Here is a 22,842-nt window from a genome sequence, read left to right on the forward strand (position 1 = left end):
GGCATTGCGAAAAAAAGATCATCGTACCGATAAGCATTTATTGAGCGATTTGCACAATCAATTGTCGCGAAAAGATTGTGCATCAATTTAAAGCAGTTATAAATTTTATCCAAAAAGATGAATTTAACTGAAGCTAAAATTAATCATTCAGAAAACTCAATAATGTAATGTAGCGCAACATCAACCGTGGATTCAATTGTTTTTCTGTATTTTTCCGGCGAATTTGGTTGGCGATAAAATCCGGAATTCGCCGGTCGTGCCGGTCAATCGCATCTGCGGCCCAGCGTTTTACTGCCGGGTGTTGAAGGAATTTTCGCGCTTCCGCATCGGGATTTACGGCTGTTTTGCCGGTCGCCATATTTTTTCCGCCAACCAGATTTTGGCGGGTGATCATTCGTGCGGCTTCTTTAAACCGGTAAATTTGCGGCGCATCCAGCGGATTTCTGCCCCACAATTCGTTCGGTAAAATTGCGGCTTCCGGAAAATAAGTGTTCCAGTAATAATTATAGAGCCGGTCGCTGGCGCGAAGCGATTTGTCGGTATCGAGGCAGCTTTGCAGCACTTCGTAATCCAGAAACGGGCTGCTGCAGGCGGTGTGCTGCTGAACGCCGATCGCCTTCGCGACAGACAAACTGCGCGCCATTGTGAAATTGTGCAACGATTCCCGAAAATCCTCATGGGTGTGTCCGGCCAGCCGGTTGATTTCTAAAATGCCGCGCGCCGCGTTTAAAAACCAGCATTCGTAACCGAGCGTGAGAATCCCGCCAAGTTCCTCGTCCGGCAACGCATGCACATCGTTATAAAGCAACCGTTGGTAATGATTGATGCTTTTGATGGGCGTATTAAATTTATCCTCACCGCGAATGTGGGAGATCATTCCGCGAACGTCGTTCGGCAAATCCAGAAAGCTCTGCCCGCCCATGATGCAATCGCCGCTCAATTCGTCCATAAAAAAACTGTCCGGCGAGTGCGATGCGCGATGCTGCCAATCGAAAACATCTGTGTGTTCCAGCGAGATCGCCAATCGCGTATGTCGTGCAATATTGTCCGAAAAATCGGGCAACAAATCCCAATTGACCGGCGCCGGGCGAACCGGCAGATTATAGTGTCGCGCCAGTTTCAACGCGGATTTGGATGCGCCGCGATTCCATAAATTCGGGCGAAAGCGCTGCAACCAGGTTGTCAGCAATTGGCTCGCGTAATCGTCGCGCAGCCCGATGTGATAATCCGCGTCGTCAAATCTGCTGAAATATTTGCTCAGCGCATCGTGGACTTTTTCACCGGCGGCGGGCAATTCTTTTTCCCGGTACACCGGCGGTTTGAATTCGAAAATTGCCGGCGGCGTTTTGCCCAGTCGCTGCGATTCCAAATCCACCGTCAGGGTTTGCCCGGGCATCCGGCGCTCCACATTCTGGAACAGCGATTTCGCAAACGGTAAATAACCGTATTTCAGGAATTCCACCACCGATTCTTCGGAAAGTTTAGCCACTTTCCGGAAAGCAAACGGGTTTCCGCTCAAAAAAAATCCGGATTCGGATTCCCAATAATACAGCGGCATAACCCCATATTTATCGCCGGTAACCAGCAGTTTCTGGCGTTCTTTATCCACAATCACCAAATTGAACAACCCGCCGGCAATCGATTTCAGTCCTTTGGCAAGCGTGCTCACGCTGATTTTGTGAAGAAATTTCTGCAGGTTCACTTCGGCATCAATTGTGTTCACATCGTCGAGATAAAAATGGCCGTCCAGCAGCACGGCAAACGCCGGATTATCGACCACCTGCCACGAACTTTCCGAGACATCATTATTGGTCGTAATATTAATATTATCAAAGGAATAGAGCGAATTTGCAAAGGCGTGCACCTGCAAATATTGCGGCACAACTGCCAAGGTTGGCGCATTCTGGATTACGGGGTCAAAAACGGGAATAAAGCTTGCCGGAAAGCTGTGCTTCGCCGTTGGCGGCGAGGAAATCTGCCGGGTAAAAGCCCGGGAGGACTGGTTTTCAAAGCGTTTTCTATGTTCAAAATTGGATTGAAAATGCATTGGTGAATCCCTGCTTTCCGCAATTATTTAACTTCCGTGTGCGATTTTCGCACGCTCCGTTAATCGAAACTATCGGAGAAATGTGCGAAAATCATTACTTTTCAACCGGTTGGCAATTGATCAGGCGTCGTTTCCGTAATGCTGCGAAATCCATTCCTGATATTGCCCGCTTTTGATTCGCGCCACCCATTCCGAATGATCGAGAAACCACTGAACGGTTTTGCGAATACCGCTCTCGAACGATTCTTCCGGCTGCCAGCCGAGTTCCGTGCGGATTTTGCTGAAATCGATGGCATATCGCCAATCGTGACCGGGACGATCTTTCACAAAAGTGATCAGTTCGCGGCGCGATTTGCCACCGGATTCCGGCAGCAGTTCATCCACAATATCGCAAATCGTGTGCACCACATCCAGGTTGCGCATTTCGTTATCGCCGCCAATATTGTATGTTTCCCCGTGTTTGCCGGATGTCATAATTTGCCAGATCGCAGTGCAGTGATCGCGCACAAACAGCCAATCGCGCACGTTTTGACCGTCGCCGTAAACCGGCAGTGCTTTGCCTTCGGCAGCGTTCAAAATCATCAGCGGAATCAGTTTTTCGGGAAATTGATACGGTCCGTAATTGTTCGAACAATTGGAAATCGTTACCGGAATGCCATACGTATGATTGTAGGCGCGCACCAAATGATCGGATGACGCTTTGGATGCCGAATATGGGCTTCGCGGTTGATACGGCGTGGTTTCCGTGAAAAATCCGGTTTCGCCGAGACTGCCGAACACCTCATCCGTGCTGACGTGGTGGAACAACGCCAGTTTTTCGCGGTTGTGGCGGGCTACTTCCAACAGGTTAAATGTCCCGATGACGTTGGTTTGGATAAATTCTCCCGGTCCGACAATCGAGCGATCCACATGCGATTCGGCTGCAAAATGACAAATGGTATCCACATCATGTTTGGCGAAAACGCGTTCGATGGCAGCGTAATCGCAAATATCAACTTGTTCAAAAAAATAACGTCCGGCAAATTGTTCGGCGATGTCCGACAAATTTTCCGGATTTCCGGCGTAAGTCAGTTTGTCCGCGTTTACAACGCGACCGCTAAATCCGGATTCTTCAAATAGATAGCGAATGAAATTAGCGCCGATAAAGCCACATCCGCCGGTAACTAAAATTGTTTTCATTGGTGCTTCCCGGTGTTGATTTTTCAGTGATTTTGTGTGCAGAAGATAACGGAAACGAACAATCGGATCAATTTAAAAATTCAAATTTCGGCGGGCAGTTCAATGATCGGGAAATTTTTCCCGCCGGGATTGGTAATCTGTGTCGCTGCAAAGGGTTTATCATCGGTAAACTGTTGCAAAATATGAGTTGATTTTCGAGAATCACGAAAGTATTGTTGCATATGAAAAATACATTTATCCCTGAACTTCGTTCAATTGAACGCCCCAAAACGCCGTCGATCGGCTTTATTTTTTCGAACGGAAAAATTTTGCTCGCACCGGAAAACCCGGAAAATCCGTTACCGGATATATCGATAAACCCCTTTAATCAAACAAACTTACAGCGATTATTGAGCATCGGATTCTGGAATAATAACCCGTGCGTCGCAGCGGAATTACCAGATGACGCCGAAATTCCTGCGCCGTTCCAATGGCTGCCGTTGCGACAGTCTTTCGCTGTGTTAGGGGAAATCGCATTTTCGATTGCCGGACGCGCCCACCACATGCAGCATTGGGATCGAACCCACCGGTTTTGCGGCAGTTGCGGCGCCCCGTTTCCGGCGGAACTGACCACAAATGTGAAAATTTGCAGCCGCTGCGACGCCAGCCACTTCCCTACATTGTCACCGGCGGTGATTGTCGCGGTTACGCGCGGCAACGAAATTTTGCTGGCGCGATCCGCCCGCTTTCGCAACGCCAAAATGTTCAGCGTGTTGGCCGGATTTGTGGAACCCGGCGAAACGCTGGAATCCGCCGTTGCCCGCGAAGTTTATGAGGAAACACGCATCAGCGTGGAAAACATCCGTTATTTCGGCAGCCAGCCATGGCCGTTTCCGAATGCGCTAATGATAGGTTTTACAGCCACTTACGCCGACGGTGAAATTGATCTTGCAGATGATGAACTGGTTGAAGCCGGTTGGTTTTCCGCGAAAAATATGCCGCATTTATCGCAACCGCCGAGCATCGCCCGCAAATTGATCGATCATTTTTTGGCTGAAAATGGAGTGGTGTGAATCGCGGAGCTGATCTCAGCGAAAAAGCTTTGCCAACGGATCGACGCCGTTCCATTTGCCCGCGCTGCCGATGGGCAGAAATCGTGCGAACAATTCCTCGCTGTACCAATTTTCCGAACGGGTCCGGCGCATCGCATCTATGTGATCGGGATTTTTGTATGCGTATTCGCGAATGGCGGCTGCGTTTTCCCAAACACTCAATGTAGCTTGCCGGATAAACGGCGCTTCCCCGATGCCAATTGACAGCATTCGACCGTTTGCGGCATCCAACGCGGCGCTGGTTTTTGGCACCATTTGCCAAAACGCCCGCAATCGCGACGGGCGAATGGTTGCCCGGGTAAGCACCGCAACCGGGTTCTCGTCCGGCGACATTTTTGCAATCGGCAGAAATGGATTGCGTACGTTCCATTGTCCGTTAGCCTGAACCGGCAGTAAAAATATCGTCCACATTTCGCTTGCGTGGCGATTGTATTTGGCAACCAACCGGGATTTGTTGAGGAAATTTTCGGCGGCTTCGGGGGAATCCCAAACGCACAGCAAAGCATATCGCGACCAATCCGGCTGCAAGCTGAAACCGCTGCCGTGTCCGCAGCCCATCAATTTCCAGAAGCGCAAATCACGCATTCGCAACAGATGCAATCGAGAAATACCCATTTGCGCCAACGCCCAAAACCGCTGGCTTTTCGGGAATCCCCAAAAAGTGACGGTCACCAACGGTGTTCCGCCAGCTATCGCCGAGCTGATTTTCGGATTGTTCAATTGTGCGGTCAGAGCCATTCGATCGTGTTCGCGAGTGATTCGAGGGTTTTCACATTATCATCAAAAATTTTGGATTTGTCACTGTGCGGGCAAAAAAAGGTGAACCGGAAATGCAGCGCGCCTTTGCCCATCGACCGGTAGCCGTAGAGCTGGCGCATTTTGAAGGATTTTCCGCCCAACGCAATTTCCGAATCCAGTTTTTTGCCGCTTTCCAGTGATCCGTGGACTTCTGAACCTGTGGAGCGCGGGTTAATTTGCAGCAAAATTTTACCATCCGGCTGGTTGATATACGGGAAATTGGATGCCGCAAACTGCTCAATTCGTTTGATCAATTCGCGCCGCAACCCGATGGAAACCTGTCGCGGGATTGCCATTTCAACAATTTTGTCGAACACTCGTTTGTCGGCGGTTTCCCAATCCTTAAAATAATTGAGATTGGTGAGCACGAATTCCGGCACCACTTTTTCTTTGCGGTTATTTTCCCACGCAGTCAAATTGTCCAGCAATGCCTGGCTGATGCGATATCCGCGCCGGAATTGGCAAATAAACATCTGATATATCAGCCCCAATTGCAAATACATCCGGTTGTTAATTTCCCGGTTTAAGCCGATCAAATCGGGCATTTTGAACGGTTCGGGCGTGCTTTCGGGCAATCCGTCCCGCTTATTGACTTCGATGACTATTGTGATCGCCGGAAACGCACCTCGTTCCGATTCCAGTTTGGAATCCAGCCGTTTGGTGAGCACCGCCGTATTCCATTCGTCCAGAATTTTGGGCATTTTGAGCAATCCGTGGGCGTCCACCACATCGCCCATCAGCAGGTTGAAAACGGTGTCATCGCGGCGCTCCGGCGCAATGTTGAAGGTGTTGAGTGTCCAGCGTTCCGGCACTTTGAATGAAAATGAATAAGCATCGTTTTCGATCTCAACCGGGTTTTTCAGCAGCTCTTTTATTTTCTCGTAAACGTCATTTGCATCCGTTTCGGTGAGGTCGTTAAAGCCTTGCCAGACAATGGTTTTACGCGGTTTGCTGACCTTGTTTGCTTCGTCTTCCACTTTGCCGAAATCGCCCGGCGCTTCAAAAAAAATCACGTTGAACCGATCATCACCCACTTTTTGCAAACTGGGTTTGCTCATATCGCCGCGACCGGCAAACTGGCGTTCGCTTTTGTCCGGATCGAGCGGGTTAAATTTGATGATTTGCGCCCGTTGATCGGAGAGCAAATAATAGATTTGGCTTTGCTCCGCCGGTTTGAAATAATTTCGCAGATACCAACTGAATCCGAGCAACAGCGAGCCGGTGAGCAAAATAGCGAACGATTTGAACAGTTGCGCACCGGAATTTTCGATCACATCGCTGCCGACGGTTTCGCCGGATCGCGCGATGATTTCGAAAACGACCACCCAGCAGGCCCACAGCAGCAGCACAATGCCCACAAACGTGACAAACATGATGATCGGATGGGTAATTCGCGAAACCGGCATCGCGTTGGGTTCGCCACTCCAGATCGGCACTTCGCCATCCGAATCGTAAAATTCCCGGATTTTCCGGGGCAAATGCATTGCCAAATTATCGCCTCAGTTGATATTTGTAAACAATTGATATTATGATGTTTAGCGCGGTCGGTTGTTGCTCATTCGCTGTTGAAATGCGGTTTGATAGAGCAGCGTTGCGCGATCTTTAATTGCCGTCGATTCATCCGCGCTGATGGCTTCCGGTTCATCCGCAACAGTGCGTTCCGCAGAAATAATGTTACCACCGGTTCCCCAAAAAATTTGCTGCGAAAGCTGCTTCTTGCCACTATTTCCATCGGTGAGATGCTGCACTTCCCGGAAAAAAACCGGTTCGCCATTCGCAAAATAGAATTGACCTTCGGCTGTTCCGCCCGCCGCCAGTTTGCGATTTTCAACGATGGTTTTCAGCGAATCGCCGGAAAAAAAAGCGCTGAAACGGATGATTTGCGGTCCGTTAGCAAATTGCCCGTCCACCGATTCGTATTCGCCGAGTTGCGCATCGATCGCCGCAACTGTTTTCTGCAGCGCAGAAACCGCTGGCTGCGGATTGGGATTTCGCAACGGCTTGATATTTTCATCTGTCGGTTTTTCCGTTTTTGCACATGCGGCAACAAACAGCAACAAAATTAATAATTTCAACAGCTTAGATCTGATAATTATTTTCATTTTCAACTTTCATTTTTCGATGTTCAGTTTCCGGCACAATCCGAATCGCGCTTTTCGCGGAAGGCAATGACTGATTTTACCATCAGTGAACCACCAAAATTCATCTCGCCGACCGCCAGTGTGCCAGCGGTTTTATCCCCGCGAAATTCAACGTAAATCTCCTCTTCCGGCGCTTTGCTGATTTCCTGGTAGCGGGTGGTGAGATACAATTGCATTTCCGGGTCGCAGTTGACCATCCAGGTTCCGCCGCCGCATTCGTTGAAAATATTCAGGGTATCTTTCAACACTAGAAAACCTGCGTAAGCCGGCTCCGCAACTTTGGTCATCCGGTTATCTTCCGGTTTAGGCGACGGTTTTTCAGCGGATTCCTGATTAGCACCACAGCTTAATATGAACACCGTCAGTCCGGCAAATAACAGCCATTTGATCATCAACTTCTCCTTTCGAAAATATATTTTTCACGATTAAATCATTTGTTTTTTGAGCACATTTGCATTCAATATTTTCATACGGCAGATAATTTTGAATTCGGGCAGCAATCGATTACTGTATGAAAATGAAACGTTCATTTCCGCTTTCCTGCCAGGTCATTCCTGCGAAGGCAGGAATCTCCAGCCTGTTATCATCTCACTATTTTTTATCAGACAACCCGTTCCAATTTGGTTATTTTTATAAATTATTGGATTTTGACTTTTAATTCAACGATGTTTTGATAAATTTATGAAATTATGAAAATTAGCGAATGAAAACAATGACGAAACTGTCCCGGCAAACCGTCCGGTTATTATTGATTGTTCTGTGGATAGCCAGTGGCAGCCAACACCTTTTTGCACAACCGGAAACGCCGTTTCGCCCGAAAATCGGGCTGGTTTTCAGCGGTGGCGGCGCCAAAGGATTTGCCCACATCGGTGTGCTGAAAGTGCTGGAAGAAATCGGCATGCCCATCGATTGCATCTCCGGAAACAGCATGGGCAGCATCGTCGGCGGGCTGTATGCGATCGGCTATCGCGCGGCGGATCTCGAAAAAATTGCCACCCAGACCGATTGGGATGTGGTGCTGAAAGATCGCGTCGAACGCAGCGCGCTGAGTATGGAGCAAAAATTTTACGATGCCCGCTATAACGTTTCGCTGGATTTGGACGGGCTGCGGGTTAAACTGCCGTCCGGGCTGATTTCCGGGCAAAATGTGGTGCGGCTGCTCAACCGGCTGACCCAGCCGGTGCAACACATTCGCGATTTCACGCAATTCCCCATTCCTTTTGTTTGCGTTGCCACCAATATTGTCACCGGAGAAGCAGTGGTGCTGAAATCAGGTTCGCTGGCGGAATCGATTCGCGCCAGCATGGCGATTCCCTCCGCATTTACGCCCATCGAAATTGACGGTAAATTGCTCGTCGATGGCATGATCGCCCGGAATTTCCCGGTGCAGGAAGCCCGCGAGGTGCTCGGCGCAGAAGTGGTCATCGGTGTGGATGTCGGTGAAGAACTGGCAGACGAAGATGGGCTGGATTCCTTTCTCAGCATCATGAATCAGGCAGTCAGTTTCCAAATGGTGAAATCCACTTTGGAGCAGCGCAAACTCTGTAACTATTTGATAACACCGGAAGTTAGCGAGCACGGCGCCGGCAGTTTCGGCAATGCGGAATATTTTATCGCACAGGGTGAAGCCGCCGCGCGCGAAATGCTGCCGCAGTTGCAGGCACTGTTGCAATCCATCAAACATTTGCCGGATGAGCCGGAAAACGGCGAAAAAATTATTTATCACGCAGCATCACCGGAGGATCTGATCCTCATTGCCGAAGTGGAAATCGAAGGGCTGCAACGATTGCCGCGCAACTTTGTGATGGAGCGATTGCAGATCGCTGCACCGGCGCATATCTCGCTGGCCGAGGTTGAAAACGGTGTTGATCGCGTATTCGGCTCCCAATTTTTTGAACGGGTCAGTTACGAACTGGCACCCAACGCCAACGGGAAACGGCTCATTTTGCACGTGAAGGAACGCGCCGGCAATTTGTTCCGGGTGGGGTTCCGTTACGACAGCAAAACCGAAGCCGCTTTGCTGCTGAATACCACCTTTCGCAACCAGGGTCGCCCCGGTTCATTTTTGTCGATCGACGCCAAGTTGAGCACCGATCTGCTGTTTGAAGGACAATATTTCACCCGAACAGGATTTCGCCGCCGGATAGGGTTTCGCTGGCATTTGGTGCATGCGCAGCAAAGTATCGACCAGTTTACCGGCGAATCGCGGATTGCCCGGCAACGGATTTACAGCACCTTTGGCGAAACATTTTTGGGAACCATTTTCTCGAACAAACTGACCATTGGCGGCGGATTACGGCTGGAATATACCCGAACCGTTCCCACCATCGCGCCGGTAGAATATGAGCCGGAAAATGATGGGCTTATCATTTTTTTCAGCACGCTAACCGTTGATACGTATGACAAAACCAACTACCCGACCAGCGGCACATATCTCAAATTATCTGCTGAAAAAGCCAGCCGGAAAATTGTCAGTGAGCGCGATTTTGCCCGGGTTTTTCTCGATGCGCGATTTGCAAATTCGCTGGCGCCAAAGCTAACCTTGCTCAGTAGTATTTTCATCGGCAACGCGATTGACGACGTGCCGTTTCATTACCAGTTCATGCTCGGCGGACAAAATATGCCGTTCACTTTTTTGGGTGAACGCAACTCATTTTTGGGATTTCGTCCACAGGAATTTCAAAATAATAATGTGGAATTTTTGCAAATGGGATTTCAGTTCGAGATTTTTCCCAAACAATATTTGATTGTCCGGGGAAATGTTGGCAACACCTTCGATAAATTTTCCATCAAACTCAGCCCGAACAGCTTTTTTTATGGTGGCGGCGCAACGCTCGGTTGGGATTCCCGGTTTGGTCCCATCGAATTTACGGCATCCGCCAGCGAGCGCCACAGCCTGATCACCCATTTGAACGTGGGATTTTATTTTTAGAACATCTGAAATAATAATCAAAAAAAGGAGAACATCATGCCGGTTGCAGAAGGCAAGTATTTTGAATTTCAGGACGAATCGCATATCAACATCGACTTTTTGGAAACGTTCGAATTCGACAGTCCCGGGCAATATATTTTAACGGAAACCGATGAATTCAGCGCGGTTTGCCCGTTTAGCGGATTACCGGATTACGCATATTTGAAGATCGAATATTATCCGGAAGGCGGTAGATGTATCGAGCTTAAGTCGTTGAAATATTACATCATTAGCTATCGGAATGTGGGCATTTACCAGGAAGCCGCAACCCGCCGCATTTACGAAGATTTGAAAAACGTGCTGCAAACGCCGCGCATCCGCATCACCACAATTTACAACACACGGGGCGGTTTCGATACCACCTGCATCGAAGGCTCGCTGGATTAGCCATAGCTTGTTTTTTTGGCTTGTGCTGGCTAATTTACTCCGGAAGGGATTTCGGGTGAAAACGGTTTCACCAAATTGAACGAATTGCGGTACCCGATTTGCCCCAAAGTCGCGAAGAACGGATAAACAAAAACAAATTTTTGCGCCCTTTGCGCCTTTGCGACAATATTAAAAACAGTCTATAATTTCCGAAAAAAACAACAGGTTTGCCAATGAACGATCCCCGCGAAAAGCTGCAAAACGAGGGTTTTTCCCGCGAAGAAGTGGATTGGATTCTCGAACGCGCGGTAGAATTGCAGCGCAACACCGAAGAAAAAAAATATCTCGATAGCGACAGCATCAAAGAAGGCGCAGAGTCCGCCGGCATCGACAGCAAATTTGTGGAAGAAGCCATCCGGCAGGTTCGCGCGGAAATGCAGCGGGAAAAAGCCGCCACGGAAAAACGCAAAAAAACGCAGCGGTATGTGGCGATTGGCGCGACTGCGTTGGTTGTGGTGCTGTTTTTTACAACCCAAAGCCGGTTGAATTCGCGAATGTCTGCCGTGGAAGCGGAGCGCGCGCAGTTGGAAAACGTGCTGCAACGGCGGCACGATCTCATCCCGAACCTGATCAGCGTTGCCCGGGCCAGCGCATCGCACGAAAAAGAGTTGATCGAATCGGTCAGCCGCTATCAATCCGAAAGTGAAAACACCAGCGATTTTCAACTGAAGCAAGCCTGGGAGCAAAAATTGGGCGACGCGATGACCACGCTCATGCGCTCGGTCGGCAGCAGCGGCGGCTCCGGCGTGATGTTTACCCGGCTCAGCGACGAAATGGCCGGATCGGAAAATCGCATCGCTTACGCCCGGAAACAATACAACGAAGCCGTTGCTGCGTATAACCGGACAGCGCGGGGATTCCCCGTTTCGCTGATTCGCCCGTTTACCGGTTATCCCGGCGAAGTGCCGTTTTTTGCGGCTTCGCCCGATGCACAAAATCCCGATAAATTCTGATTTTTAAAGGAGTTGTGATGAGCTATTTTCGCTGGTTTTTGGCTGTTTCTTTGGTGACCGGTTTGGCAGTCGCCGAAACGATTCGCGTGCCGGAAGATTATCCGACCGCACGGCTGGCGCTGGAAGCCGCCGCAAACGGCGATACGGTGCTCATCAGCGGCGGCAGCGTTTCGCGCAATGTTTATTTTAACGGAAATGATGTTGTGCTGATCGGTCAATCGCTGCTCGGCAATGATTTTCGCAATTTTGTGAACCGGATTACGGCGTTGCCAACCGCCGAACGCGGCGCAGTTGTGGACAGTTTTATGAGCGCCGTTCCGGGATTTCCGTTCGCGGAAGCTGATGTTTTTTGTTACTTTATCTATCGCGGCAGCACAAACAGCGTCGCCGTTGCCGGCGATTTCAACGGCTGGAATCCCACCAACGCCAATTTGTCGCGGCTGGCAGATACCAACTTCTGGTATCGCGAATACGTTTTCGAAGCCGATGCCCGGCTGGATTACAAACTGGTGCTCAACGGCAGCCAGTGGATTCTCGATCCGCGAAATCCCAACACGGTTTCCGGCGGATTTGGCCCCAATTCCGAACTGGCGATGCCGGATTACGTTCAGCCAACCGAAATTGCCGCGAATCCCGCCATCGCACACGGCAGCGTTTTCGACACAACCATCACCAGCGCAATTCTGGGAAATTCCCGCCCGATCCGCATTTACACGCCACCGGGTTACGCCGCCGCCACAACCGACAGCTTTCCGATGATATTATTTCACGACGGACTGGAATATCTGGCATTGGCGAATGTCAAAAATATATTTGATAATCTGATCGACCAGCAGCGCATCCAACCGCTGATCGGCGTTTTTGTGCATCCGATCGATCGCAATAATGAGCTCGGATTCACCAAACGGTTGCAATACGAAGCGTTCATTATTGATGAGCTGATGCCGTTGGTAACATCGCGATATCGCATCAAATCCGATCCGGCAGCGCGGGCAATGACCGGGCCGTCGCTCGGCGGGTTGATCACCACCCAAATCTGTTACAATCACCCGGATGTGTTCGGGCTGGCTGCGCCGTTTTCTCCCTCGTATTGGGCAAACGACCGGGTGGTTTTCAACGAAGTGGTGAACGGTCCGGTACAGCCGCTCAAATTTTATCTCGATTGGGGCACATACGAACCCAGCATTATGGTGGATGGTCGCCTGATGCGCGATTACCTCGACACCGCCGGATACGAAATGACCTGGCAGGAATGGCACGAAGGTCACAGTTGGGGCAGTTGGCGGGCGCATGTAGATAACGCGCTGGAATTTTTCTTCCCCGGCAGCGCGCTCGGCACCGGACAACCGGCGGAAATTGCGGAAGGTTTCGGGCTGTTCCAGAATTATCCGAATCCGTTCAATCCGGAAACTACCATACGTTTTCAGCTACCATTTCCGGCAGATATCTCGTTGAAAATATTCGATTTATTGGGGAGAGAAGTTGTCACGCTGAAATCGGGATTTGCGGCGCAGGGTGAACACACGGTTGTCTGGAACGGACAAAATACCAACGGCGAAACAGTAGGTTCGGGGTTTTATTTTTACCGGCTGGTTTCCCAAAAATTTTCCGAAACGCGGCGCATGCTGCTGATCCGCTGATCGCAACTATTCCGCGCCAATGCCGTGCAGCGGCAGCTCAATGATAATTGCGGTGCCGTGCGGCTGAATTTCGCTGATAAATACGCTGCCATCAAAACTATCGATGATACGTTTGACATTTGCCAGCCCGATGCCCGTGCCCTCCGGCTTTGTGGTTACCGGCTCGGTGAATAAAATTTCGCGGATTTCCGATGGAATTCCGGTGCCGCTATCCGCCCAGGTAATTGTTACTACACTTCCGGTAACTTCCGTTTTTACAGATATTTGCCCGCCATCCGGCAGCGCTTCGATGGCGTTCCGCAGCACGTTTTCAAACGCGCGGCGAAGCTGCACCGCATCCGCGTTGATCAACGGTTGGCGGTCATCAAATGTCGTTGCGAATTCCACATTGCTTTTTTTGGCGGTTTCGTAATTTTTCAGCAAATTGGCGATCATCCGGTTCAAATTGATGGACGCCGGTTTGATATCCGGCTTCAATCGTGAATATCGCCGTGCCAGATTTTCCAGATATTCCAGACTTTCCAGCACATTTGCTTTCCGTTCGCTGAATATTTTTGGCAAATTTTCCGGCTCATCGCGACACACTTCTTCCCAATGCGCCATCACGTTTCGGATGGGCACAAATCCATTTTTGATATCGTGATTGACCTGCCGGGCGATATCCGCAAACGCGCCGCTTTGTTCAGCTGCGGAAATTTCAACCCGGTTTTGGCGGAGCCGTTGCATCATCCGGTCCAGCGCGTTGTTTAGAATGCCAATTTCATCGCGGCGACGCACATCAAAATCCACATCCAGCGTTTCCAGCGTAAGCGCACCGGCTTTTTCGGTGAGGCGTTTTAATGGACGGGTAACGGTGAGTGCCATTAAAACGGAGATGATAATCGCCAGAACAAATCCACCAACCATTACAAAAATGATGTTGTTTTCCAACGTGTCCATCAGTTGCAAATATGTGTTTCGCGGGTGAAACAGCAGCAGTCGGAGCTGTTTTTCGGTGCGGTTTTCGAGCAGCGGAAAGGTCACCATCCGGATGGAATATCGCCCGTCATTTGAGATTGCGGCAAGCGAACTATCACCGGCTGCGATTTCCGCGCGCAGCTTTTCGCTCATTCCCGCCGATGCAACAATCTGCGAATCCGGCAGTTGGACGGCAATTATTTCGGTGGTATCGCCTCGCAATTCATTCAGCAATTGCGAAGTCACTTCAATGCCACCAAACAGATAAAATCGCTGTGGTCCCATTTGCAGCGAATCAATTTGCGTGAGGCAAAGGGTCTGTTTGTTGATGCCCCGGAAACGGGTAAATTTGATGGTATCTACCCGGTTCCGGAGGAAGCTCAAGCGTTCGCGAAAACGCCCGCCAAAGGCGATATATTCTGCGCCATTGCTGACCAGCCGGGCATCGGCACTCATGATATCAAGAAGCTGTAAACCCATTATTTTTATGTATTTGGAAGCGAATCGAACAACCTCCGGGTTGGTAAAATCCTGCGTTTGTGCGGCATAAAAACGAAAGTCGTTATCATCAGTAATAGTGCCGGAAAGTTCGTTCAGTTGTGCTGCAATTTTGTGTTGCCGGGAGGATAATTCCTGCTGCACCGATTGCACCGCAGAAGCCAGCCGTTGTTCGTATTGCCCGCCAAGCTGCCGCTGCACGCTTTGGATGATAACATACGCCATCAATCCCAACATGCAAACCAAAAGCAGGGTAATTGCAAATAAATATTTTTGAAAAAGACTCATTGTTTTGCCATCGGTTTAGCGCGGTTTCCAGGCTTTTGAAAAATCGATCCGGCTGGTGCCGGATGACCACACTTGCCGGAGATCTTTCGGAATAGCCACAAACAAATGCATTTTGACAACCGGAAACACAAAGCCTTCGCCAATCAGTAAATGTTCGATGAATTCCCCGGTATCGCTGCTGTCGCTCAGCGCCGAACGCAGTTTTATTCGCAGCGAATCCGGCAAAACCGGGTTGTCGAAAGTGAGTTGGGCAATGTCGTCCAGCGGGTTTTCGTGCAACAGCGGCAGGGCATCCACCAGCACATCAAAATCCGGTCGGGTTCGCCGTATGGCAAAGCTGCCGTCGTCCAATCCGGTGGGCGGATAAACCGCGATGTTGTTTTGCGCCAGCCACACAGCCAGCCGTTCGGCAATTTGCCGGGCAACACCGTCGATGGCGCGATAAATAATCCGCACCGGGCGGTTGATGGCAAACGTTCCGGATGTTTCAACCGAATCCGTTGCCGGATAAAAAAAGCTGCTAACCTGTTCACAGCGCGCTTCGGTGATTACATCTGCGAGCACTTTGCGGTCGAGAATTTGCATCAATAGCCGCCGCAACTGCGGTTTGTTCATCCCCGGTGCAGTGGGATTTGCAAACAAATAATACACGCTGGCGCCGGGCAATTGTCGGATATTTTGTGGATAAACCTTGCTGAAATATTCAATATCGCGGCGTGTTTGCACCAATGCAGCCGGTTCGCGGTAGTTGAGCAGCGCATCCGCCAATTGCCCGTCCTGCCGGATAAAGTGGATTTCCTGAAGCAATGGGCGACCGCCGTGATACACATCGTTGCGCTCGGCAACCACCCGATCGCCACGGGCAGATTTTACGCGAAACGGTCCAGTTCCCACCGGCAATTTTCCGGTTGCCGGCGATTTTACAACCGCAAAAGCTTCGCTGGAAAGAAAATCGTCAAAATGCGGTCGCGGCTCGCTGAGCGTTATTTCGATCGCTTGGCTTCCTACAGCTTTTAAACCATTAATTTCATTGGCTTTACGTGTAGCAAAATCCGTTGCACCGGTGATGGTTTCCCACATCCATTGCCGGGAATTTTTTGCCACCGGATCGTTTCGCCAGAGCCACAACCAACCGGCGATCACTTTTTCGGCGCTCACCAAATCGCGGTCGGAAAACCGCAATCCCGAGCGTAATTGAATTGTCCAGACAGTTGCGCTGTCGTTCCGGGATATTTCCGTTGCCAATGCAAACTGCCCGTTGCCGGCAGTATTTTTGCCCGCCAGCGACTCGTACAAATTATAGCGGGCAATCTGTGGCAATAGACCGTCGCCTTTGTCCGGTTGCACAAACGTCAGCGATGCATATTCATCGGGAAATTTTGGCGGCGATGCGCTTCCGGCAGTTTCCCAAACCATTTCGAGCAACGGCACAAACTCCAGCCGGGACAATATTTTGGGCTGATTTTCTGAACTGGCGGCGATCAAAAATCCCGGTTTATTTTGATAAACCGTTCGCAGCGCAGCGCTAATTTGCCCGTCCAGTGATGGCGTTTTGCCATCCGGCACCAGTTCGCCGTTCGTACGGCGGAAAAGCACCAGCGTGTTTTTTTCGTCGTCCACAACCGCAATTTCGGTGGAATCCATCACGAAAAGGCGTTTTCCCCATGCCCGCGCAGAAGTCCAGATAATTTCGTAATTGCTCCGGTCGATCAGTTGCAACATTCCCGCATCGTCCAGCGCAACAATTTCGCCGGTGCCGGGTATTTCCCGAAAAGCCAGATACGGCGAGGCCTCCGGCAGCAATCCCGTTTTGGGGCGCAGTTCATTTTTCCCGGAGGGAATATGCCAATTGCCCGGATGTGCAGGATTCGATTGCAGGGAATCGCCATCTATTTTTCGGAGATGATCAGAGGTTGGCGACAACGTGAGCGCCCGTTGCAAATTGGATGTGAGCATCACCAATTCCGCAACGCCATCGCCATCGGTGTCACTCAAATGCAGCCAACCAAAAGGATATGCAGAACGGATCGGGCGTTCCGGCTGTTCCGGAAACGGATACACCAATCGCCGCGCCGGGTTGAACGGCTGCCACGGAATCGCCACCAGAGAATCCGCAAACAGCAACGCCAGATACTGGCGATTGTCCGCAGCCAACAGTTGCATATCGAGTACTTCGCCGGCCAATTTTGCGATGAGCGTATCGCCAGACATCACATTTGTTGCAGGATGATCGCCATTGACCGGCACAATTCCGGATCGAATAATCTCCACCGGCAATTGGAAAACCTTGCCGTTTCGGGTGAATTCCAGATTTTTGGGCAAATTGCCGCGCGTTGCCAACAGATATTCCGCCAGTGCAGCTTCAAATGTCCGGCGCAGTTCCGAACGGGTTTTCAGGTCCGCATTTTCCGGCAATGACAATAATTGTCGGGTAATGGAAAGCAATCGTTCTTCCGTTTCCGCTGTCGGCGGTGGATAATTCAACAATTCCTTTCCGGATGACCGGCAGCCCGCCAGCAAACTGCTGATCAGCAAAACCGTAATAATTCCGTGTCCCGTTCGCCAACGCGAAGCCATTTTGGTGATAAACTGGTAAAAGCAATTTCGCATGGAAACCCGCATATCTGAAAACAATGGATGATTTAAGCGATAAACTTACGAAAGCAGTTGCAAGAGGGCAAAATTTTTTTGGGGTTCACTCACAAATTAGCAATACCTGTCGATTTTTTAAGCTCGGCGAGAGAAAAAAATTTGATTAAATATCTAAAATTATTAAATTTTAAGGCTTAAATAAAATCAGCTTTGCCAACTTGATGTAAATCATCAACACAATCGTTCGAATACCTAAATAGTTACGCTATTGATAATCTCATTTTTTGAAAACGGTTTTCGGGCAAAGCCAGAAAGAGGTATTTACGGATGAACATTAGACACACTTACGATGAACACAGAATTGTGATTAACCTTTCGGGTGAATTTGGTCCGGGAGATGCAGACGAATTTTTGCATCGACTGAACAGCCTGATTACCACAAACACCAGCGACATTTTAATCGATTTTTCGCATGTCAGTGTTTTTTCAACCCTTTGTCTTGCAAAATTATCATTATTTTACAACAGCACGGCACGGGAACAGCGCCAATTGCGTTTTACAGGATTAAGCGCCCAGCTTCAGCAGCTATTCTATATTGTTGATCTGGATTTTTTGATTGTGCAGGCGATTCAAAGCCCCTCATAATTGTTACGTGCTGCTTTGTGGCAACATTGCCGGAACAGTTCCCTTTTCCGGCATTACCGACTGAAACAATATTTCTCCCGTCAACATGCCGTCAGTTTTTGCATTTTCAAAATTGGCGTTTTCCAGATTGGCATCACGGAAATCTGCCTTACTCAAGTTTGCATGTCTTAAATCAGCTCGAATAAATCGTGCCTGCCAACAATTACTGCCCGCTAAATTTGCTCCCGAAAGTTTTGAATTATCCAAAATATAGCAGCTCAAATTCATGCCGCGCAAATCGGCATTTCGCAAATCCGGTTGAATTTGCGGATTGGCCAATCGCCACAGATTCCATGCGGCAACACCGCCGTTCAATTTTTCAAGATGTTCGCGATTGGGAACATCCGACACTATTGATTGTGGCTGTTTGGTAGCCACCGGCTTTACAACTTGAGCATTGCCCTCAGATACGGTTTTGGTTCGCGATGTGGCAATTTCAAGCGTTTCCGCAACTTTGGGATTTGATTCAAAAACGTCATCCAAAACAGATACAAAGCTATCATCTTCGGTAACTACTTTGGGAATTTGGGAATCGGGCTTGGGGTTGTCCGGCGCTTTTTCCGGCTTGATTTTCGGCACATTCGGCATTGCAATTTCGTCTGGTTCATCTTTTGTAAAATTATCGATGAAATCGTCACTTGATACCAATTTTCGCAATTTATCAAATAATGCCATCATGCCACCTGTATTTAATCCGTCAGTTTATTCAAAAATATCACATGCTTTGCAAAATTTTGTTGATTTATATCCTTATTTTTGAATTTTTATTTGTGAACGGTGAACCCGATCCGGCGTTTCACAACACAAAAATGCACCCTTTTATCCAACTTGCGATCGGCCACCGCCTCTCGGCGCTTTTCCGCTGACAGCGATTACCTTTTTTAGTTTGCTTTTTTTAGAGGGTCAAACTAACTTCTTGGGTCCATATATATTGTTAACATTCATTCGTCTTTAAAAGGAAGAAAAATATTCCCGCAACTTTTCACTTCTATTTTCTCACATTTTATCAAAAGATTCCGTTTTTTATAAAAGTTGAGAAAATCAAACTTTGTATTGCAAAGTGCTTTGTGTAAACATATATTATGCCAGTGCAAGGAGTGCAACATGATTTCGAGCCAAATTTATCAGGCAATTGAACAAGTACGCGATCTGCAACAGAAAATATTGGAAAGCCAGCGTTTCAAAGGTTATTCCGGTCGTGCAAGAGCCATTTGTGGCGCAGTTGCGTTATTTGCAGCCGCAGCGATGAGCTACAAAAGCTTTCCTGCGGAAACGGCAGCACATGCTTTAGGCTGGGGAATGGTGGCTTTGTTCGGCGTATTGCTGAACTTTGGCTCTCTGGTGCACTGGTTTTTGTTTGATCCCAGTGTGAAAAGGGATTTCCGGCGACTCAAACCAACATTGGATGCGCTGCCTGCCATTGCTGTTGGCGGTGTAATGACATATGTTTTCATAATGCACAACTTGCACCAATATCTGTTTGGCACGTGGATGTGTCTTTTCGGATTGGCAAACCTGGCGTCGCGACATGTGCTGCCCCGGCGCATCTGGATGGTTGGTGTTTATTACATCGCCTGCGGAAGTGTTTGTCTTTGGTTTGCATCAAATATTTTATTTCTGAATCCGTGGCCAATGGGCATTGTGTTCTTTATCGGCGAATGGGCCGGTGGACTGGTGCTGCACTTTGGCGATCACCGCGATTTAACAATTGGCGACATTTTGAGCATTTTCACTTCAGCAAAGGAGGGGAAGCATGCCCAACAAATCTGAAAATCCATACAGCGCTTTAAAGGGCATTTTTCATGAACCCAACCGGTTGGCAATTATTTCTGCATTGAGCAGCGCACCGGATGGGCTGACATTCAAATCGCTCAAGGATCAGTGCGATTTAACCGACGGTAATCTTAGCCGGCACTTGAAAGCGTTGGAAGACGCAAATGTGGTGCTTATCGACAAGCGGTTTATCGGCGCAAAGCCGCAAACCAAAGCAATGCTGACCGACGAGGGTCGCGAAAGCTTTGTGGAATATCTGAAAGTTCTGGAAGAAGTGCTAAAGATGGCTGCCGAAGCCGTTGTCACCGGCGACCCGGATGTTCAATTACCGTTTGCCCGTATCAAAACGGCTTGATTTTTGACTCCCCCACTTCATCGCAATTTTTGCGATTTTTTTGTGGGGAAACGCTTTGCACTTGAAAGTGCTTTGTTCAATAAAATATTTTGCGGATTTAAATTTTGCGATGTTAAATTGTGAGCCTGAACCAAAACATCGGCGTGAAATTAATTAAATAATCCCGGAATTCGAAGAAAAAATGAAAAATCAGTTAACCCTTGGAAAACGAAAACAACAGGTGAACAGTATGATTGGTGTTCTGAAGCGAGCAACAACCCATGAGGAAGCACTTCAACAATTGATCGAACAAGGCCACGAAATGCCCCGCCATATTGCCATTATTATGGATGGAAACGGTCGCTGGGCGAAACGCAGAACGTTGCCACGCGCCGCCGGGCATCGCGAAGGTGTAAAATCCGTGCGGACAATTGTGGAAAAAGCCGGCAAGCTTGGCATCGGTTATTTGACACTTTACACTTTTTCAAAAGAAAACTGGCGTCGCCCGGAAACCGAAGTTTCCATGTTGATGAAGCTGTTAGTCAGCTCGCTCCGCAAAGAAATTGATGATCTGATGGAGAAAAATGTTCGGCTACGCACCATCGGCGACATGAATGATTTGCCTGCAGAAGCCCGCGATGAGATGTACGCCGCCGAAGAACGCACCCGTTTTAACACAGGGCTAAATTTAAATTTAGCATTAAGTTACAGTAGCCGCACAGAAATGGTTCAGGCAATGCAGGCAATCGCAACCCGAGTTCGCGACGGGCAATTGCGCATCGAAGATATTGACGAGCACACCGTTTCCGGCGCATTGTACACCAACGATATTCCGGATCCCGATTTGCTGATCCGCACCAGCGGTGAGCAACGCATCAGCAATTTCTTGCTATGGCAACTTGCATATTCGGAGCTTTACATTACACGAACATTGTGGCCGGATTTCCGCGCAGAGGCACTTTGTGAAGCGCTTATTAATTACCTCCATCGCGAACGACGTTTCGGCATGACCAGCGAACAAATTCAAAAATGACCGCATATCAGGAAACCCTCAACTTTTTATTCGGCTTACAGCGTGTGGGTATAAAACTTGGATTGGAAAATATCCGCACGCTGCTAAACGCAATCGATAACCCGCAACTCAATTATCCCACAATTCACCTTGCCGGAACCAATGGCAAAGGTTCTACCGCAGCAATGCTGACGGCTATTTTGCGAGAAAGCGGCTATCGTGTCGCGCAATACACATCGCCGCATTTGATCGATTTCAGCGAACGAATTCAGGTTAACGGGCAACCGATTCCCGAATCGGAAGTTGTGCAGTTTACCAGGCAAATCCGCCCGTTGGTTGAAAAAATCCAGTCATCGTTTTTTGAAGTGACAACCGCATTGGCATTCTGGTATTTTGCGAAACAGCAGCCGGATATTGCCATCATCGAAACCGGGCTTGGCGGGCGGCTGGATGCAACAAACACCCTTCAACCGTTGCTGACCCTCATTACGCCAATCGATTTTGATCATCAAATATTTTTGGGAAATACCATCCGGCAAATTGCCGCAGAAAAAGCCGGCATCATCAAATCCGGCGTGTCGTGCCTAACCAATAATCGCGTTCCGGAAGTGCTGGACGTTTTGGAAACGACCTGCAGTGAGCGCGGCGCATCTTTCACTAACGTGCTGTTAAACAGCAAGTATCATATTGAAAAATATGAATTTCAATCGACTGTTTGCGATGTGGAAATTGACAATTTTATGTTGCCTGGATTGAGAATCGCACTCCCCGGCGAACATCAGGTGGAAAACGCACTGCTGGCAATTGCCGCTGTTCGCAAGTTGCCAAATGACTGGCAAATTTCGGAAAACGCAATCCGGAACGGGTTGGCATCTGTGCAGTGGCCTGGCAGAATTCACCAGGTTTCCCACAACCCGGATATCGTGATCGATGTGTCCCACAATCCGGCGGGATTTGCCAAAACGTTTTCATTTATCAAAAAATTTTATCGACCGGAACAAATTCATGTGCTCACGTTTTTACAAAATGATAAAGATTTGCAAAAAATTGCCGATTGTATTGCCCTGCACACCAAAGATGTGCGAATAATCGACCTCAATGCCGGAAAACCGCTGAATCCCCATATGTTTGCAGCGGCATTCGAACAAACTACCGCTGCTGCATGTATTTATCCGGATTTGAAAGCTGCTTTACCGAAACAAAATAACCAACACAATCGGAAGGAACTCTGGTTGATTATCGGGTCTCATTATCTCGCAGGTGAAGCTTATAAAATTTTTTAACCGGTTAGGATATAAAAAAATCCTATTTTCATATAATCAATATAATTAATAACTTACAGTCTAATATTTAGAGAAAAATTTTTATGCAATTTGCTTGCATTCCTTAAAATCAGTATTTATATTTCTGCCCACGCTTGTAAAACTTCCGAATTGACCCCCGAACGTAATTCAGTAT

At 48.8% G+C, this 22,842-nt stretch carries 19 protein-coding genes; 10 read left to right on the plus strand and 9 right to left on the minus strand.

Going from position 1 to position 22,842, the window contains the following annotated elements:
* Positions 1-139: 139 nt before the first annotated feature.
* Positions 140-2,047 carry a hypothetical protein gene (locus H6629_01395; GenBank protein MCB9066452.1) on the minus strand — a complete coding sequence of 636 codons (1,908 nt, stop codon included), beginning with the start codon at positions 2,045-2,047 and terminating at the stop codon, positions 140-142.
* Between the two features lie 120 nt (positions 2,048-2,167).
* Positions 2,168-3,226 (minus strand): dTDP-glucose 4,6-dehydratase, encoded by a 1,059-nt coding sequence (gene rfbB, locus H6629_01400; GenBank protein MCB9066453.1) that lies wholly within the window; start codon positions 3,224-3,226, stop codon positions 2,168-2,170.
* Positions 3,227-3,447: 221 nt separating this feature from the next.
* On the opposite strand from rfbB, the gene nudC reads away from it, so the two are divergent.
* A complete protein-coding gene (gene nudC, locus H6629_01405; GenBank protein ID MCB9066454.1) occupies positions 3,448-4,278 on the plus strand; it encodes an NAD(+) diphosphatase in 831 nt (276 codons plus the stop codon).
* Between the two features lie 15 nt (positions 4,279-4,293).
* On the opposite strand, the gene H6629_01410 is transcribed toward nudC, so the two are convergent.
* From H6629_01410 to H6629_01425, 4 genes are read right to left on the minus strand one after another with little or no spacing between them, the layout of a single operon-like run.
* Positions 4,294-5,022: a spheroidene monooxygenase gene (locus tag H6629_01410; GenBank protein ID MCB9066455.1), complete on the minus strand. Its 729-nt coding sequence runs from the start codon at positions 5,020-5,022 to the stop codon at positions 4,294-4,296.
* Between the two features lie 23 nt (positions 5,023-5,045).
* Positions 5,046-6,605, minus strand: coding sequence for a hypothetical protein (locus H6629_01415; GenBank protein MCB9066456.1), 1,560 nt, complete (start codon positions 6,603-6,605; stop codon positions 5,046-5,048).
* Positions 6,606-6,650: 45 nt separating this feature from the next.
* Positions 6,651-7,190 carry a hypothetical protein gene (locus tag H6629_01420; GenBank protein ID MCB9066457.1) on the minus strand — a complete coding sequence of 180 codons (540 nt, stop codon included), beginning with the start codon at positions 7,188-7,190 and terminating at the stop codon, positions 6,651-6,653.
* Positions 7,191-7,240: 50 nt separating this feature from the next.
* Positions 7,241-7,648: a hypothetical protein gene (locus H6629_01425; protein ID MCB9066458.1), complete on the minus strand. Its 408-nt coding sequence runs from the start codon at positions 7,646-7,648 to the stop codon at positions 7,241-7,243.
* Between the two features lie 311 nt (positions 7,649-7,959).
* Here H6629_01425 and H6629_01430 point away from each other — a divergent pair, with 311 nt between their 5' ends.
* From H6629_01430 to H6629_01445, 4 genes are all read left to right on the plus strand, one after another.
* On the plus strand, positions 7,960-10,188 hold the full coding sequence (locus tag H6629_01430) for a patatin-like phospholipase family protein (GenBank protein ID MCB9066459.1): 2,229 nt from the start codon (positions 7,960-7,962) through the stop codon (positions 10,186-10,188).
* A gap of 36 nt (positions 10,189-10,224) precedes the next feature.
* Positions 10,225-10,614: an NADPH-dependent 7-cyano-7-deazaguanine reductase QueF gene (gene queF, locus H6629_01435; protein MCB9066460.1), complete on the plus strand. Its 390-nt coding sequence runs from the start codon at positions 10,225-10,227 to the stop codon at positions 10,612-10,614.
* A gap of 212 nt (positions 10,615-10,826) precedes the next feature.
* Positions 10,827-11,606, plus strand: coding sequence for a LemA family protein (locus H6629_01440; protein MCB9066461.1), 780 nt, complete (start codon positions 10,827-10,829; stop codon positions 11,604-11,606).
* Positions 11,607-11,623: 17 nt separating this feature from the next.
* Positions 11,624-13,246, plus strand: a complete 1,623-nt coding sequence (locus H6629_01445) for a T9SS type A sorting domain-containing protein (GenBank protein MCB9066462.1) — start codon at positions 11,624-11,626, stop codon at positions 13,244-13,246.
* A gap of 6 nt (positions 13,247-13,252) precedes the next feature.
* On the opposite strand, the gene H6629_01450 is transcribed toward H6629_01445, so the two are convergent.
* The gene (locus H6629_01450) at positions 13,253-14,989 is read right to left on the minus strand and encodes a HAMP domain-containing histidine kinase (GenBank protein ID MCB9066463.1); all 1,737 of its coding nucleotides are present in this window, start codon (positions 14,987-14,989) and stop codon (positions 13,253-13,255) included.
* Positions 14,990-15,004: 15 nt separating this feature from the next.
* Positions 15,005-17,599, minus strand: coding sequence for a hypothetical protein (locus tag H6629_01455; GenBank protein MCB9066464.1), 2,595 nt, complete (start codon positions 17,597-17,599; stop codon positions 15,005-15,007).
* A gap of 309 nt (positions 17,600-17,908) precedes the next feature.
* Between H6629_01455 and H6629_01460 the strand changes: the two genes are divergently transcribed.
* The gene (locus tag H6629_01460) at positions 17,909-18,226 is read left to right on the plus strand and encodes an STAS domain-containing protein (protein MCB9066465.1); all 318 of its coding nucleotides are present in this window, start codon (positions 17,909-17,911) and stop codon (positions 18,224-18,226) included.
* 3 nt (positions 18,227-18,229) lie between these two features.
* Here H6629_01460 and H6629_01465 read toward each other — a convergent pair whose 3' ends face one another.
* Complete coding sequence (locus tag H6629_01465) at positions 18,230-18,940, minus strand: pentapeptide repeat-containing protein (protein MCB9066466.1); 711 nt, start codon at positions 18,938-18,940, stop codon at positions 18,230-18,232.
* Between the two features lie 429 nt (positions 18,941-19,369).
* Between H6629_01465 and H6629_01470 the strand changes: the two genes are divergently transcribed.
* The 4 genes from H6629_01470 (at position 19,370) to H6629_01485 (ending at position 22,667) form a co-directional block, all read left to right on the plus strand.
* Positions 19,370-20,035, plus strand: coding sequence for a hypothetical protein (locus H6629_01470; GenBank protein ID MCB9066467.1), 666 nt, complete (start codon positions 19,370-19,372; stop codon positions 20,033-20,035).
* Positions 20,019-20,393, plus strand: a complete 375-nt coding sequence (locus H6629_01475; protein MCB9066468.1) for a transcriptional regulator — start codon at positions 20,019-20,021, stop codon at positions 20,391-20,393. Before H6629_01470 ends, H6629_01475 begins: the two co-directional genes overlap by 17 nt.
* A gap of 229 nt (positions 20,394-20,622) precedes the next feature.
* Positions 20,623-21,405 (plus strand): isoprenyl transferase, encoded by a 783-nt coding sequence (locus H6629_01480; protein ID MCB9066469.1) that lies wholly within the window; start codon positions 20,623-20,625, stop codon positions 21,403-21,405.
* Positions 21,402-22,667: a bifunctional folylpolyglutamate synthase/dihydrofolate synthase gene (locus H6629_01485; GenBank protein ID MCB9066470.1), complete on the plus strand. Its 1,266-nt coding sequence runs from the start codon at positions 21,402-21,404 to the stop codon at positions 22,665-22,667. Before H6629_01480 ends, H6629_01485 begins: the two co-directional genes overlap by 4 nt.
* Positions 22,668-22,842: the final 175 nt, after the last annotated feature.

The organism is Calditrichia bacterium, from assembly GCA_020634975.1.
Lineage (GTDB): Bacteria > Calditrichota > Calditrichia > RBG-13-44-9 > J075 > JACKAQ01.